Raw genomic sequence first — 14,622 nt, 5'->3', positions numbered from 1 at the left:
GCGCCGGAGGGGTCGGTCAGATTTGCAGACCAATACGACGGAGACGGTGCGCTCAGCTGGAGGATCCTGGTGTTAGGCCCGGTAACCTTGGCATCTGCCAGCAGCACAAACTTGGTGGTAATGCCCGGTTCCAGCTTCGGATCCAGGTGACGGTTTTTATGCGGGATGCAGGCTGCTTGTATAAAGGAGCGCGAAACTGTGTCAGCATCCGGCCTCCCCGCCAACTAGAACCTTTTGTGCAGCTGCGGCTGCCCGGCCCCGGATGTATTCCGCCGAACCGGCATCAACCGGCAGCAATCCAGCACAGGCCGCACCAGCCAATCCGCCCTTTCCCTCGCCAGCCGCGCCTGTTGTGCAAAAACCGGCGGCTATGAAACGCATACACGCAAAAGCCCGGTTTGATCAGAACCAGGCGGCCAGGGCGCTGGAAGGGCCGACAGACAGGGTGCGGGCCGTGGCAGGCATCCTTCAGAGGAAGAGCGGACCAGCGCAGGCCGTTATGGGGCTATGGCGGCAATAGCCAATTCGAGGGAGACCGGAAAACCGTTCAGAACATGCATCATTTGCCGGTCAAGCGGCAGGCCGGCGCATTCTTCGATTTCACCGCCGGTGAATTCTGAACTATGATCCCGGTCCGGACGTCAAGGCACCGGTTGCACTCTGAACAGCAAGGAAGACACTTATGATTACTCTGATCGCTGCGCGGGCGCGCAACGGGGCCATTGGCAAGGACAATGATATCCCGTGGTTTGCGCCTGAGGATCTGAAAGCGTTTCAGCGCGAGACCCTGGGCGGCGCCATCATTATGGGCCGCAATACCTGGGACAGCCTGCCGGTGAAACCGCTGAAGAACCGGCTTAATCTGGTGGTGTCGTCCAACCCGCAGGCGGCAGAGATTGTGCTGCCGTCGATCGGGGCGGCGGTGCAGGAGGCCTATGCGCAGGGCTACCGCCGGGTCTATGGCATTGGCGGCGAAGGTATTTACCGCGGCATGCTGGACATGGCCGACCGGCTGCTTGTCACCGAAGTGGATCTGACCATCAAGGATGCAGATGCCTTTTTTCCGGAGTTTCAGGCAGACGAATGGGCCAAGGCCGGGGAAACGGTTCTGCGCGGCAGCGATCCGGCCTGTGTGATGGCTGAGTATCTGCGGCGGGCCTGACGGGCTGCCTTTGCCTGCGCCCAGTCTGATCCCGGGCGCAGTGCAGATTAATCGGTCAAAGCTCTTTCAGCTCTGCGGCCATTTGGCGGCCATCGCGGCCTTCGGACAGCTCGTAGCCGACCTTCATATTGTCGGCGAGGCCGGCCATGCCCGACCGTTCCACCGCGGAGATGTGCACAAACACATCCTTGCCGCCTTGATCAGGTTCAATAAACCCATACCCTTTGGTGGTGTTGAACCACTTCACGGTGCCACTTGGCATTTGCCGCGTCTCCTTCTACTTTGCACGTCGCCTTGAGGCTTCCCAAGACATCCGGCCCGTCCCGTTATCTGAGGCGAGTGAGGCAAGACCGGACAACTTTAAGTTTTACACGGGCTGCTCGAAAATCAAGAGAAACCGGCGCATTCTACCATAAATTGTGTGAGGCTCCCGGGGAGGATGGAGGATGTATGAAAATCTACGGGCTGAAAAACTGCGATACCTGCCGTAAGGCTTTGAAGAGTATTGAAAAATCAACTCTGATCGATATCCGCACAAGCGGCATGCCAGAAGGGCTGCTGGAGGCGGCCTATGCACAATTTGGTGCGAAACTGGTCAATACGCGGTCTGCCACGTGGCGTGGTTTGAGCGAGCAGGATCGGGCAAGCGAACCGCTGGCCCTGTTGCGTGAACATCCTGCACTGATGAAACGGCCGCTGATCGACCGGGACGGGGAATTATTCCTGGGCTGGGATCAGAACGTGCAAGCGGCTCTTGGCGGATCTTAAACAGCTGCCTATGTCGTTATCGTCAGTTTAGGGAGAGGCAACATGCGCAACGCAGCCCTGGTATTGGGGATCATCGCCGGTGTTTTCGGCATGATCGTGGGTTTTTTCGGCTATGGCTACACTGCGGCGGTGGAGCATTTCGGCGAGATCGAAGGGCTGGCTGAACAAGTTGTTAACGTGGAGCAGCTGCGGCTTCTGGCGGTGCTGTCGCCGCTTCTGGCGATTGCCGGCGGTGCGATGGCGCGGGCGCGGGCATTGTGGGGCGGAGTCCTGCTGCTGGGATCAGCTGCGGGAATGTATGCAGGGTTCGGCCTGAACGTTTTTACTATCTTCCCGCTTAGCTTTGCCGCGGCGGCCGGTTTGATGGCGCTGGCAGCCGGGAAGCCGGATGAACCCAAGGCGCATTTCTAAGGTTCGCCGCTGTCAAATGAAAAAGGGCGCCGCTGCCGGGGCGACGCATTCCGTGTTGCAGGAGTTCACGGGACACCCCGCATGTGTGTTAGAGCTTGTTTTCTCATGCGTTACTGGTGCCTTGGAAACGTCGTGTTTCCAAGGCATTGAAAGTTCTATTTTTCGAGTATTGTTCGAATGCGGCAAGCTCGCTGCTTGAAAGCCTGTTCGCCGCCTTCGAGGGTGCCGCAGACGGCTTTTCGGATCTCGAAACTCTCCAGACCTCCGCCTCTATAGGTTGTCTGGGGATGCCCTCCTGATCCTTTCGGGCCGGGTGAACCCAATGCTGCTGAAACTCGCGCGTCAGAAGTCAGGTGCGGTGTCCGACAGTCAGCTTCTCGAACTGGCCTTGGGCACACGCCACCCGGCCATGCCTCCTGGTGCTGCACACACAAGGGCAGTCTGCCTTTCGCTGATATCGCTACGAGGTCCGCACTCCGCTTGCACTTGAACTGACAGTGTTGGCAAGAACGCGCTTGTCGAGAACCGTCTGCAAAAGATCCGCAACCCCTTTTCCGTGCAGGTGGAGGCCGATCTCGTCGAGCGGCTTGTCTTCCAAGGCGGTCTGCGAACCCCAATTGAAGCCCGTCACCACGTTGTCGTCATTATCCCAGAGCAGAGCCATGCCGTGGAGCATGGCATTCTTGCTTTGGACGTTTCTAAGATCGAGGCGCACGCCGGCCATCTCCCCTGCGGCGCGCACATCGCGCTTCTTTACCTTGCCTGAGCGCACCGAAAAAAGCGCCTGAACGGCCGAAATACGCTCAGACACCAACTGCACTGGATCAAAGGCGTTCTGGATCATCTGCGACCCCATTCGATGCGTCATCACGGCAAGGCGTTCACCCGCATCATGAGCGGCGCGGCGGAGCAGCGGCAGGTGATTGGGTGCGGCGAGATTTCGAAGGCTTTCGGGGATCGCGTCTAAGGTCGGCGCAGGTTCGAGTAGCCGAATAGGCTTCGACCTTAAAGCTGCCCGCTTGGCTTGCATGGCCTCGCGCGAGTCGCGGGACGATGGCACCGCGGCTGTGATGGCCCCGAAAAGATCGAGGCAGCTGGCGACAGCGCCGTCGCGCAGCTCGATCGGCAGCTCGAGGGTGTGAAATGGTGATTGAAGCCAGTTGCAGGACCCCAGCAATGCACGAGCGCCATCGACCCCGTCGTCTGCTGATCAGCCCCACTTAAGTGGTCCAGTTTGAATGTTAGTGCATGATTGGCCTGGGTTCCATCGGGACGATGGTTTCCGGGGCCGGTGGGCGGTAGCCCAGGGCACTATGTGGTCGTTTCGTGTTGTAGTGCTTCCTCCATTTTTCAATCAGAATTTGCGCCTCTCGCAGGCTGTAGAAGACCTCCCCGTTCAGCAGTTCATCCCTGAGGCGGGCGTTGAAGCTCGCGCAGTATCCGTTCTCCCAAGGCGAGCCGGGCTCGATGTAGACCGTTCTGGCACCGGCCGCTGCGATCCAGGCCCGAACGGCCTGAGCTATGAACTCCGGGCCATTATCTGACCGAATGTACGCAGGCACGCCGCGCAGGATGAACAGGTCGGTAAGCGCGTCGATGACCTCGGTCGAGTTCAGCTTGCGCTTCACCCGGATCGCCAGACATTCCCGGCTGTGTTCATCCAGGATGTTGAGCGTTCGGAACGCTTTCCCATCATCGGTTCGATGATGCATCGAGCCATTGGGAACGCCATTGGTCCGAGTGACAATGGCGAGCGTCATACGACCAGACATGGTTGCGATACTCTGGCCGTAATCGAATGCATGAACCGTCCACTGCCCGGCAGGGCATTGCGAAGCAATGTCCCGAGAGGGTTCAGCCAGAGCCGCCCTTTCTTGGGCTGCTTCATTGGCACTTTAAGCCCCTCACGCCTCCATCGGCGTTCAACACGCTTGTCGTTCACCCGTTGCCCGGCAGGCGATTGCGAAGCAATCTGCCGGGAGGGGGCAGCCCGCATCTCGCAGCAAAGCCGCAATCCGGCGATAACCGTAGCGGCCATATTGCCTGGTCAATTCAATCATGTCGGCAACCAGCCGGTCTTCATCGGCACGGCCCCTCGGAGCTTTGCGCTGCGTCGAACGATTCTGACGCAACACTCGGCAGGCCCGCCGCTCTGAGATGTGGAGCTGACTTTGCACATGGTCAATGCAAGCACGGCGACGCGAAGGGCTCAGGGGCTCCGCCCGTTCAGGCCTGAATTGATCCACAGGATCAATTCCTAGACGGCCATCACTCCCCGTGCGGCCTCCGATAGGATCAGCTTGTCCAGCGTCAGGTCGGACACGGCTCGGCGCAAGCGATCATTCTCTTTCTGGAGCCGTTTGAGTTCTGTCAGTTGCTCGGGTCCCATGCCGCCATATTGCTTACGCCAGCGGTAAACCGTCTGCTCGGTTATCTGCACCTGGCGGATGGCATCAACACGCGGCATCCCTTGGCCGCATAGCACCTCAACCTGCCGTAACTTCGTGACAATCTCTTCCGGCTTGTGTCGCTTCATTCCCATATTCGATCCTCCGTTTCCTGACTATCCGGGCGGACCACTTCAGTGGGGGAGGATCACTGCGACGATAGTCTTTGCGTGGCTGTGCACGGGCATTAGTTGAGTTGCCACGACCGCGCCGGCCGCTCTCAATCTGGCCTGTAACTCCGCCACAGGGGCGGTGTCAGATCACTTCGAGACTAATTCAGATCATCCTTCAGTGACAGTTTTCGTTGGATAGACGTTAGGCTGGCGTTGTTCACCAACTCGGTAAAAATCCGGAGGTTCTCGCGGCGATGCTGTTGCCGAGCATGCTCCGCCGAGACTGTAAAACGCGCGCTCTTCGGCCCTCTGCAAGGATTGTGGACGAGGTGCACGCCGACAGGATTGCTCAACGACAACATTGGCCGTCTTCCGAAATAGGGAAATTGAGGAACGACCGTTCTCAAAAACTATGGCGAGATCCGGATCGCACGCCGGTCAAAATGTGGAACAAACAAAGCCCTGCCGTATCGCAACGGCAGGGCTTCATGCCTTTGCCTCCTACAGGGCGGAATACGTCGCTGCCGGGGGCAGGGCGCCTTTTTCCTGTCAGGGCGGGGTCAGGCGATTGCGGGCTCCATCCGGCGGCGCAGCAGCGCATCCACCGACAGGGCGCCTGCGCCTTTCACCACCAGATAGGTCAGCACGAAGATCCAGAACAGCCGCTGGTCCAGGATCACGGCATCCGGGAAGCGGTCGAACAGGGCGCCAAGTGTCTTGTCGTCGGTGGCGCCGTGGCCGACGATGTCGGTCAAGGACTGAACGATGATAAAACCGATCATGCCGAAAGACGCCAGGCGCGTGGCCAGGCCTATCACGATCATCAGCGGCAGGATGAATTCGGCATAGGTGCCTGCAAGCACCACCAGTTTCTGGAACAGGCCGAATTGCGAGACGTCATAGCCCGCAGCTTCCAGCTGTTTCGGAAAGATCTGGCTGTAGGCACCGATCGAGGGGCTGAACAGGCCAAGGATGCCGTCACCCAGTTTGGTCAGGCCGGAATTCCAGTAATACAGCAGCAGTGTGGAGGCGAAGACAAAACGCGCCGCGAGCGGCATCAGCCAGTCGCCGGCCTTTTCCACCAGGTCGAAAACTGCGTTGTGAATGGAGACAAGTGCGTGCATGGTCTTACCCTTTGCTGTCCAGTCCTGTGATCGCGCCGCCCTGCAACAGCAGGGTCAGCGTGGCACCCAGGTCGAATGTTTCGTCTTCGGCGGCGGCCTGTTCCAAGGCTTCGCCGATGCTGGCGCCCCCGCCAGGGCGCGGATCCAGTGTGCGCCCGCAGGCGGCAGGAGCTGGGGAATGGGATCAAATTCAGGGCGGGTGATCAGCACATCCTGCGCCTGGGCTTGCGGCTTGGGGGCGCCGTCTTCGGTATTGTATTGCCAGAGGCCATGAATGGGCCAGGGCGAGCGCAGAAGCTGCACCGCGGGGGCCAGGGCCACGCGCGTGTTCATCAGGTCCTCGGGCGTCAAGGCGCCAAGGTCCTCGGGTGGAACGGGCACGGCATCCGCGGCGTGGTAGGCGCGGCGCAGGGCCAGTTCCAACCGGGCCACATCCCCCAGATAACCAAGGTGCTTTAGTTGCTCCATGCCCTCCAGGAAGGCGGGGAAATGGTCGCCATAGAACATCATCAGCGGCGACGACGGCGGATGCTGGCGCAGGTAGATACCGGCCAGCCCGTCCATGTTCTGTTTGCCCAAAAGCTTGGCAATCACCGGGAAGGCGCTGTGCATGGCTTCGGTCAGTGAGACAGCAATATTGTTTCGGTAAACGCTGAAACGGCGCCCGGCAGGCTGGGCCTGATGGTCCACCAGCCCTTCCGGCACCTGCTGGCCCGCATCCATCATGGCGCGGGTGAAATCTGCCTGGGAAACACTCATGCCGGGATGCGCTCCAGCGCGGTTGCGGCGCGGGCGGCCTCGGCTGCCAGCACCGGCCAGTCCGGCACATCGTTGTCCCATTCGATCAGCACCGGTTTGGGGCCGGATTTGGCGAGGGTGTAGTCGAGGAGCGCCCAGACCGGGTCCACTACCTCGGCGCCATGGCTGTCAATCAGCAGAGGATGGCCGTGCTCGTCCTGATCCTCGTCATGGCCGCCGAGGTGGATTTCACCCACCTTGTCCAGCGGAAAGGCGTCGATATAGCCCTGCGGCGAAAAGTCGAGATTGGTGGCCGAGACAAAGACGTTGTTCACATCCAGCAGCAGCCCGCAGCCGGTGCGGCGGGAGATTTCGGCCAGAAACTCCGGCTCGGACCAGGTGCTCTCAGTAAAGGCGAGATAGCTGGAGGGGTTTTCGAGCAGCATTCGCCGCCCGATGGTGTCCTGCACTTGGCCGATGTGATCGCAGATCCGCTGCAGGCTGGCGTCCGTATAGGGCAGCGGCAGCAGGTCGTTGTAGAAATGGCAGTTGTGTGTGGACCATGCCAGATGCTCGGAGAAGCTGGCGGGGTTCAGCCAAGAGACCAGATGTTTGAGCCGGGCCAGATGGTCTGCGTCCAGCGGTCCTTCGCCGCCGATGGAAAGACCCACGCCATGCACTGACATGGCAAAATGTTCCGATAGGTGGCGCAGCTGCGCAATCGGGCGGCCGCCGTCCCCCATGTAGTTTTCCGCGTGGATTTCCAGCCATTTGACGGCGCCCGGATCCGTTGTGATCTGGGCGAAATGCTGCGGCTTGTAGCCAACGCCGGGGGCGGCGGGCAGCCTGTTATGTGCAGCAGCGTCAAGCATGGAAAATCCTGTTTCCGGGTGCAAAAAGGGCGGGAATTCACACTCCCGCCCCAGAATTCAAGCGGCCATTATGCCGGCAGGTCGCGCTCCAGCGGTTCCAGCGAGCCCTTGCGTGCAGAGCCGTCTGCAGTTGCCGGCAGTTCCAGGCCTTCGCAGGTGCCCGCGTCAACCAGCGTCCAGGCGTTGCCCTGATAGTCGGTGGTCGAGGTGCCCGCACAGGTGGTGCCGGGGCCGGCGGCGCAATCATTCTGGCCGGCCAGTGAAACGCCGTAGCACTTTTCCTTGGTGGCGGCGGCAGCGGGGATGGTCGAAGCGGCGGTCAGAGCGGCGGCAACGGCGCCTGCAACGGCCAGGGATTTTGCGGTGTTCGACATCTCGTGAATTCCTTTCGGTTTAACATGCGGTGTCGTGATGACAGGCAAACACTAACCTGAGGTATTCAGGAATTTAAGTCACGAGGCCGTGTCTCACGCCTGCGTCAGCGTATGTGAGAGGGGAACGCCGGGTAAAGAGCTGATTTCAAGCCATTTTGCCTGCGTTTGAAACAAAACGGCCCCCGATTGGGGGCCGCTGATGCTGTGCTTTTCGGGAAATGTTACAGAAGGTCCGGCGGGGTCGCCTCCACAGCCAGTGCCTTTGTAACATTTTCGAGGCTGTCCACCTTGGTCTGCTTTTCGCCAAGACGGCGCACCGAGACGGTGCGTTCCTCGACTTCACGGTGGCCGACGGCGAGAATCACCGGAACCTTGCCCACCGAATGTTCGCGGACCTTGTAGTTGATCTTCTCGTTGCGGATGTCCGCCTCGGCGCGCACGCCGGCCTTTTGCAGGTTGGCAACAACCTCCTGCACATAATCATCCGCCTCCGAGGTGATCGAGGCGACCACGACCTGACGCGGCGCCAGCCAGAACGGCAGCTTGCCTGCGTGTTCCTCGATCAGGATGCCGATGAAACGCTCAAAAGACCCCAGGGTGGCGCGGTGCAGCATGACCGGGCGGTGCTTGGCGCCGTCGGCGCCGACATAGGTGGCGTCCAGGCGTTCGGGCAGAACGAAGTCCACCTGATGGGTGCCGCACTGCCAGTCACGGCCGATGGCATCAGTCAGCACGAACTCCAGCTTGGGGCCGTAGAAGGCGCCTTCGCCCGGGTTAAGTTCCGGTTCGATCCCGGCGGCGCGGGTCGCGGACAGAAGCGCCGCCTCGGCCTTGTCCCAGACCTCGTCGGAACCGGCACGGGTGTCCGGGCGGTCGGAGAATTTGACCGAGAACTTCTCGAATCCGAGATCCTTGTAGATGGTCGACAGGAAGTCGATGAAGGTGGCAGTTTCGGATTCGATCTGATCTTCCGAGCAGAAGATATGCGCGTCATCCTGGGTGAAGCCGCGCACCCGCATGATGCCGTGCAGCGCGCCCGAGGGCTCATAGCGGTTGCAGGAGCCAAACTCGGCCATGCGCAGCGGCAGGTCGCGGTAGGACTTCAGGCCCTGCTTGAAGATTTCCACGTGGCAGGGGCAATTCATCGGCTTCAGCGCGTTCACTGCCTTTTCACGGGCATGTTCCTCGTCCACTTCGACGATGAACATGTTTTCCTGGTATTTGTCCCAGTGGCCCGAGCGTTCCCACAGCTTGCGGTCTACCACTTGCGGGGTGTTCACCTCGACATAGCCGCCCTTGCGCTGCTGGCGGCGCATGTAGTCCTGCAACAGGGTGTAGATGGTCCAGCCGTTCGGGTGCCAGAAGATCTGGCCCGGGGCCTCTTCCTGCATGTGAAAGAGGTCCATCTCGCGGCCCAGCTTGCGGTGGTCGCGTTTGGCAGCCTCTTCCAGCATGGTGAGGTGGGCCTTGAGCTTTTCCTTGCCGGTGAACGCGACGCCGTAAATCCGCTGCAGCATCGCGCGGGAGCTGTCGCCGCGCCAGTAGGCGCCTGCGATGCTCATCAGCTTGAACGCGTCGCCCGGCAGCTGGCCGGTGTGCTGCAGGTGCGGGCCGCGGCAGAGGTCCTGCCAGCCGCCGTGCCAGTACATCCGCAGCGGTTCGTCGCCTGGAATGCTCTCGATCAGCTCGACCTTATAGGGTTCACCCAAGTCGGTGTAATGCTGGATCGCGCGGTCGCGTTCCCACACTTCGGTCCGAACTTCATCACGCTTGTTGATGATGTCCTTCATCTTTTTCTCGATGGCGCTGAGGTCTTCGGGGTGAATGGCTCGGCGCGGTCAAAATCGTAGTACCAGCCGTTGTCGATTACCGGGCCGATGGTGACCTTGGTATCGGGCCAGATCTCCTGCACCGCGCGGGCCATGACATGCGCCAGATCGTGGCGGATCAGTTCATTGGCCTGAACCTCGTCCTTCATGGTGTGGATGGCGATGGCCGCATCTGCATCAATCGGCCACTGCAGGTCCCAGTGCTGATCGTTGACAGTGGCGGAGATGGCCTTTTTGGCCAGCGAGGTGGAAATGCTGGAAGCCACCTGCGCAGGGGTCACGCCTGCGTCATAGGATCGTGCATTGCCATCGGGAAAGGTGAGAGAGATTTGGGCCATGATCTGGCTGCTCCTCGTCGGTTTGGCGCCCACAGAACGCCCGGTTGCGGGTATGTGTTTCGTCTGCGCGTTTTGCGGCTAATGCGGGGGCAAGTCAAGGCGGCTTTGCAGGCAGTTGTTATTGCGCCGGAAAATCCGATTGTGTGCCTGTGCATGCGATTGCACATATGTGTATACTGGTAAGCTTTTGAAAAATAACAAGAAAACTGTTGCTACGAATCCGGGTTCGGGCAGTGTGGCCGAAACCTTAGGCCCAATGGACATACCAGGAGTGTTCCGATGACCCGCCCGAACCCGAACTTTGACTTGACGGTTGAAGATGTGGACCTGATTGAAACCGCGCTGTGCCAGTCCAGGGAGATCCTGTCGCAGCGCCGTCTGTCCTATGAGCATTGCGCGCATGTCGAAGGCGGGCCGAGCCGGGAGAAGGCGCGGCTTACTGGCGAGGCATTGACCCGGATACAGGATTTGCTGGGGCGATTGAGCACTCAGAAAATCGTCAGCAGCCCGGCTGCCGGCGTTTTGTGACTGTGCCGGCCGGCGGGTGTTGAACCCGCCTGAATACAGAAAAGATGCGAGGGGCCGGCCCCTCGCGCTCCCCGGGGTGTTTTTGACCAGAAAGAAGCTGGATCAGTTCGATACAAAAGCGGGGATGCCTTCGCGGATCACCCCGGAGAAGTCCGGGGTCACGCCGTGGGCCTGGGCGATAGGGGTAATGCTGCCCAAGGCGCGCAGTTCGCCGACCGTGCGGGTCTGGTCCAGCACGCCCTGTTCCCATGCATATTCCGGCAGATAGCCATTGGCCAGCACCCGCCAGTCCAGCGGCACTTCGTCTGCGAATGCCCGGATCATTGTCATCACCACAGTGGTGCAATTGGTGGTGAGCGAGTTGTACCACTCTGGCCGGGCGGCAAGGCTGTTGGCGGCGTCGACATATTGCATCAGCAAGGCGCGGGCGGTCTCGGGGCTGACGTTAATGCGGAACAGTTGCACGTTTTCGCCGCGGGCGTTGGTGCGGGTTCCCACCACGTCGCGTTCATCGGCGGCCAGGATCACCAGGGTGTTGGATTTAAACAGGTCGGCAATGGGGAGAAGCCGCCACCTGCCTGGCGCCGCACTTCGACCGACCAGGCGATATGATCGCCGTTCTCAAAACCGAAGCTGACGATCATATGCGCCATTTGCGGGCCGGCCCAATAGGACATGAACAAATCCACCGTTTCGAGCGTAGTCAGGTCATAGCTGCGGGTCTCCCAGCTTTCGCTATAGTCTTCAGGGGTTTGCCAGGAAAAATTGCGTACATCCGTGAGCGTGAGAGTGTCACCGGCAACCTGGCCGGTGACCTGGCGGGCCACATCAGGGGACCAGTTGCGCGCGTCCGGCGGTGTGAGGGTGGACCACCACAGGATCACCGCGGCCAGCGCCAGAGTGAATGTGGTCAGCGCGCGCAAGGCACGCCTGCGGAACAGACCGGCAATAACAGTGAGGCCCAGGAAAGCAAACCCGCCTGCCAGCAGGCCGCGCGGCACTGCGCCAAAGGGCAGCCGGTACCAGAGCGCCAGGGCGGCCCAGGCGGTGGCCAGGGCCACGGCAAGAATGGCGGTGGCGATCGCAATGCCCTTAATGAGTCTGAACATGCCCTAGGTCCCTTGAAAATTTTTGCGGACCATAAGGAGGCAGGCGGGGGCTTGCAAGCGGGGAGTGCCGGCGCTTGCGAGGCAGGCGCTGCCATGCCACATCTTAGGGAAAAGGACAGGAGACCAACGACATGCCCGCCACATCTTTTCTCGAGACCGCCCAGGGCCGCCGGATTGCCTATCACAAGAATGAGGGGCAGGGGCCGTGCGTGGTGTTCCTGGGCGGCCTGAAATCCGATATGGAGGGCACCAAGGCGGTGCATCTGGAGGCATGGGCAAAGGCGCGCGGGCTGGCCTTTCTGCGGTTCGATTACTCCGGCCACGGCGAAAGCTCGGGCACGTTTGAGGAAGGCTGCATCGGCGACTGGCATGAGGACACGCTGGAGGCGGTGGCGCAGCTGACCGAAGGGGACATCGTGCCGGTGGGCTCGTCGATGGGCGGCTGGCAGGCGCTGCTGCTGGCGCGGGAAATGCCGGAACGGATCAAGGGAATGGTGACCATCGCTGCGGCACCGGATTTCACCGAGGACGGGTATTGGGCCAATTTCTCGGATACGCAGAAGGATGAGCTGGAGACCCAAGGCTATGTGGAGCTGCCCAGTGATTACATGGAACCCTATCATATCTCCAAGCGGATGATCGAAGACGGGCGCAAACGGCTGGTCCTGCGCACGCCGCTGTTCCTGCCCTTCAAAGTCCGCTGCCTGCAGGGGACCGCGGATACGGCTGTATCGACGGAAACCGCGCTGCGGCTGATGGATCACGCGGCCTGTCCGGATATGCGGCTTAACCTGGTGAAAGATGCCGACCACCGGTTTTCGAACGAGATTTGCCTGAAGATGATGGAAGACGCGGTGCTGGACGTTCTGGGCGGCACCTGATGCGGCGGTTCGGGCGCGCGCTGGAGCGGCCTGACGGCTGGTGCGGCGGGCATAGCAGAATGATTGAAAGAGCAATGGGTTGATTTATGGAACAGAGAGTAAGCCTGATAACGCTGGGTGTGCCGGACATGGAAAGCGCTGCTGCCTTTTACGAAGCATTGGGCTGGCAGCGTGCTGAAAGCCCGGACGGGGTGATTGCTTTTGATCTGATCTCTCAGACCTTGGGGCTTTATCCGCTGGCAGCGCTGGCAGCTGAGATAGGCCTGCCGGAAGCGGAGCTGGGCACCGGTGCGGTGACGCTGAGCCACAATACCCGCAGCAAGGAGGACGTGGCTGTGCTGCTGACGGCAGCGGAGGCGGCTGGCGCAGAGGTTCTGAAACCTGCGCAGGATGTGTTTTGGGGCGGGCATCACGGCTATTTCCGCAGCCCGGACGGGCACATTTGGGAAATCGCGTTCAACCCGTTTTCAGAACTGGCCGGGAATGGCGCTTTTTGCTGGAATGGCTACTAGACGTGGCACCGCGGCGGCAGCAGCTTTCTAAATCCCTGCTGCCGGGAGGTTTTTCTTGATCCAGGGGGCGGATCTTCGCAGAGTTGAAACATCGGGTGGAAGGCAAACCGCGAGGGCAGGATATGCCTTATGACCAGCAACCGTGCCGCGAACCATTGGTTCTGCTGCCGGGGATGATGTGCGACGGCCGGATTTTTGACGCTCAGGTCCGGAGTTTTTCCGGCAGTATGCCGGTGATGGTGCTGCCGCTGGCGGGCGGCGACACGGTGGAAAAGATCGCTGTCCGGATGCTGGCACACCTGCCGCCGCGGTTTTCTCTGGCGGGTGTGTCGATGGGCGGACTCCTGGCGATGGAGCTGCTGCGCCGCGCACCGGAACGGATCAGCCGGTTGTGCATCATGGGGGCCAGCCCGCTGGCAGAGACGCCGGAGCAGGCTGCCGACCGGGAACCGCATATCATAGCAGCCCGGACCGGACGGCTGGAGGATGTGCTGCGCGACACCCTGCCGATGGAGGCGCTGGCGCCGGGGCCGGGACGGCTGGAGGTCCACAACCTGTTCTGCCGCATGGGGATGGAGCTGGGGCCGGAAATGTATGTGGCGCAGGCCCGCGCGCTGCAGCGGCGGCCGGATCAGCAGGCAACGCTGCGGCGGGCGCATGTTCCCACTCTGGTTTTGGGGGGGAGCATGACACGATCACCCCGGTTGCCAAACACCAGTTGCTGGCGCAGCTGATCCCGGATGCGCAGCTGCAGGTGATCCCCGAAGCCGGGCATATGCCGGTGCTGGAACAGCCGGATGCTGTGAACCGGGCGCTGCTGCACTGGCTGGCGGTGCCTGTTTCTTAAGGGGAGAGTTTTGCGCGCTGGTCTTTGCTGAGCAATTCCGGTTCAGCTGCCGGCTTGCCTGTTTCGGCATTAAAAAAAGGCGTTTCCCGCCACTTGCCGGACAGCCGCGATGTGATCATCCGGCTGAGGATGCCCCAGGCCATGACTCCGCCGCCCTTGGTCCGGGACTGTTTGCCTGTGACTGGGAGGAAAGCCTTGGCGCGGATTTTGCCAAGTGCGGATTTGTCCTCGAACAAGTCCGAGCGCATCCCGGCAAAGGGCAGCGTGGGTTTGGCCAGCGTGTTGGCAAAAGGCGTGCTGCAACAGGCGGCGTACCAGCGCAGCGGGCCGCGGGGGCCAAGGCGCAGCGCTTTCAGATGCGCCGCGCCTTGGGTAATGGTGATGCTGTCCGGTGCCAGCTGAAACAGGTCAACCGGATCCGGCGCCGGGTCGGGTTGGCCGTGGTACAGCTCATTGGCGCGGCAATCGGCACAGTAGCAGACAACACGGGTGCCGCCCTTGATGCCTTGCGCGGAAACTTCACCACGCAAGGTCCCGCAGTTGCAGGAAAACGCCAGCCCGTCGCCCAT

Annotated in this window: 14 protein-coding genes and 4 pseudogenes; 8 read left to right on the top strand and 10 right to left on the bottom strand. The window is 61.0% G+C overall.

The annotated features are described in order from the left end of the window. Positions 1-682: 682 nt before the first annotated feature. Positions 683-1,162, top strand: a complete 480-nt coding sequence (locus ETW23_RS12125; protein ID WP_134830127.1) for a dihydrofolate reductase — start codon at positions 683-685, stop codon at positions 1,160-1,162. A gap of 55 nt (positions 1,163-1,217) precedes the next feature. On the opposite strand, the gene ETW23_RS12120 is transcribed toward ETW23_RS12125, so the two are convergent. After that, positions 1,218-1,424: a cold-shock protein gene (locus ETW23_RS12120; RefSeq protein ID WP_027259410.1), complete on the bottom strand. Its 207-nt coding sequence runs from the start codon at positions 1,422-1,424 to the stop codon at positions 1,218-1,220. Positions 1,425-1,612: 188 nt separating this feature from the next. Between ETW23_RS12120 and ETW23_RS12115 the strand changes: the two genes are divergently transcribed. Together ETW23_RS12115 and ETW23_RS12110 are read left to right on the top strand one after the other, a co-directional pair. Beyond that, on the top strand, positions 1,613-1,930 hold the full coding sequence (locus ETW23_RS12115) for an arsenate reductase family protein (protein WP_129371289.1): 318 nt from the start codon (positions 1,613-1,615) through the stop codon (positions 1,928-1,930). A 42-nt stretch (positions 1,931-1,972) separates the two neighbouring features. Further along, positions 1,973-2,341: a hypothetical protein gene (locus ETW23_RS12110; protein ID WP_129371288.1), complete on the top strand. Its 369-nt coding sequence runs from the start codon at positions 1,973-1,975 to the stop codon at positions 2,339-2,341. Between the two features lie 460 nt (positions 2,342-2,801). Here ETW23_RS12110 and ETW23_RS12105 read toward each other — a convergent pair whose 3' ends face one another. From ETW23_RS12105 to thrS, 7 genes and pseudogenes are all read right to left on the bottom strand, one after another. Then, on the bottom strand, positions 2,802-3,518 hold the full coding sequence (locus tag ETW23_RS12105) for a hypothetical protein (protein WP_134830126.1): 717 nt from the start codon (positions 3,516-3,518) through the stop codon (positions 2,802-2,804). Positions 3,519-3,582: 64 nt separating this feature from the next. Further along, a pseudogene (locus ETW23_RS12100) lies at positions 3,583-4,883 on the bottom strand (IS3 family transposase). A 578-nt stretch (positions 4,884-5,461) separates the two neighbouring features. Then, complete coding sequence (locus ETW23_RS12095) at positions 5,462-6,025, bottom strand: DoxX family protein (protein ID WP_134830125.1); 564 nt, start codon at positions 6,023-6,025, stop codon at positions 5,462-5,464. Positions 6,026-6,029: 4 nt separating this feature from the next. Then, a pseudogene (locus tag ETW23_RS12090) lies at positions 6,030-6,784 on the bottom strand (DUF2063 domain-containing protein). Beyond that, positions 6,781-7,635: a DUF692 family multinuclear iron-containing protein gene (locus tag ETW23_RS12085; RefSeq protein ID WP_134830124.1), complete on the bottom strand. Its 855-nt coding sequence runs from the start codon at positions 7,633-7,635 to the stop codon at positions 6,781-6,783. Before ETW23_RS12085 ends, ETW23_RS12090 begins: the two are co-directional and overlap by 4 nt. 68 nt (positions 7,636-7,703) lie before the next feature. Beyond that, on the bottom strand, positions 7,704-8,009 hold the full coding sequence (locus ETW23_RS12080) for a DUF2282 domain-containing protein (RefSeq protein ID WP_129371284.1): 306 nt from the start codon (positions 8,007-8,009) through the stop codon (positions 7,704-7,706). Between the two features lie 221 nt (positions 8,010-8,230). Further along, a pseudogene (thrS, locus tag ETW23_RS12075) lies at positions 8,231-10,176 on the bottom strand (threonine--tRNA ligase). 279 nt (positions 10,177-10,455) lie between these two features. Between thrS and ETW23_RS12070 the strand changes: the two are divergent. Beyond that, the gene (locus tag ETW23_RS12070) at positions 10,456-10,704 is read left to right on the top strand and encodes a hypothetical protein (protein ID WP_134830123.1); all 249 of its coding nucleotides are present in this window, start codon (positions 10,456-10,458) and stop codon (positions 10,702-10,704) included. Positions 10,705-10,806: 102 nt separating this feature from the next. Here ETW23_RS12070 and ETW23_RS25940 read toward each other — a convergent pair. Then, a pseudogene (locus tag ETW23_RS25940) lies at positions 10,807-11,381 on the bottom strand (DUF4105 domain-containing protein). 563 nt (positions 11,382-11,944) lie between these two features. Here ETW23_RS25940 and ETW23_RS12060 point away from each other — a divergent pair. The 4 genes from ETW23_RS12060 to ETW23_RS26775 all read left to right on the top strand — a co-directional run bounded on the left by ETW23_RS12060 (position 11,945) and on the right by ETW23_RS26775 (position 14,053). After that, positions 11,945-12,694: a carboxylesterase gene (locus tag ETW23_RS12060; protein ID WP_134830122.1), complete on the top strand. Its 750-nt coding sequence runs from the start codon at positions 11,945-11,947 to the stop codon at positions 12,692-12,694. 86 nt (positions 12,695-12,780) lie between these two features. Further along, positions 12,781-13,206, top strand: a complete 426-nt coding sequence (locus ETW23_RS12055) for a VOC family protein (protein ID WP_134830121.1) — start codon at positions 12,781-12,783, stop codon at positions 13,204-13,206. A gap of 122 nt (positions 13,207-13,328) precedes the next feature. Then, positions 13,329-13,940, top strand: a complete 612-nt coding sequence (locus tag ETW23_RS12050) for an alpha/beta fold hydrolase (RefSeq protein ID WP_368075836.1) — start codon at positions 13,329-13,331, stop codon at positions 13,938-13,940. Continuing rightward, positions 13,925-14,053, top strand: a complete 129-nt coding sequence (locus tag ETW23_RS26775; RefSeq protein WP_368075835.1) for an alpha/beta fold hydrolase — start codon at positions 13,925-13,927, stop codon at positions 14,051-14,053. The genes ETW23_RS12050 and ETW23_RS26775 overlap by 16 nt, the downstream gene beginning before the upstream one ends. Here ETW23_RS26775 and ETW23_RS12045 read toward each other — a convergent pair. Continuing rightward, a complete protein-coding gene (locus ETW23_RS12045; protein WP_134830120.1) occupies positions 14,050-14,622 on the bottom strand; it encodes a DUF6151 family protein in 573 nt (190 codons plus the stop codon). The genes ETW23_RS26775 and ETW23_RS12045 overlap by 4 nt on opposite strands.

This window comes from Leisingera sp. NJS201, assembly GCF_004535885.1.
Lineage (GTDB): Bacteria > Pseudomonadota > Alphaproteobacteria > Rhodobacterales > Rhodobacteraceae > Leisingera.
The sequence above is the reverse complement of the archived record's forward strand: the minus strand, read 5'-3'. Positions and strand labels throughout refer to the sequence as shown.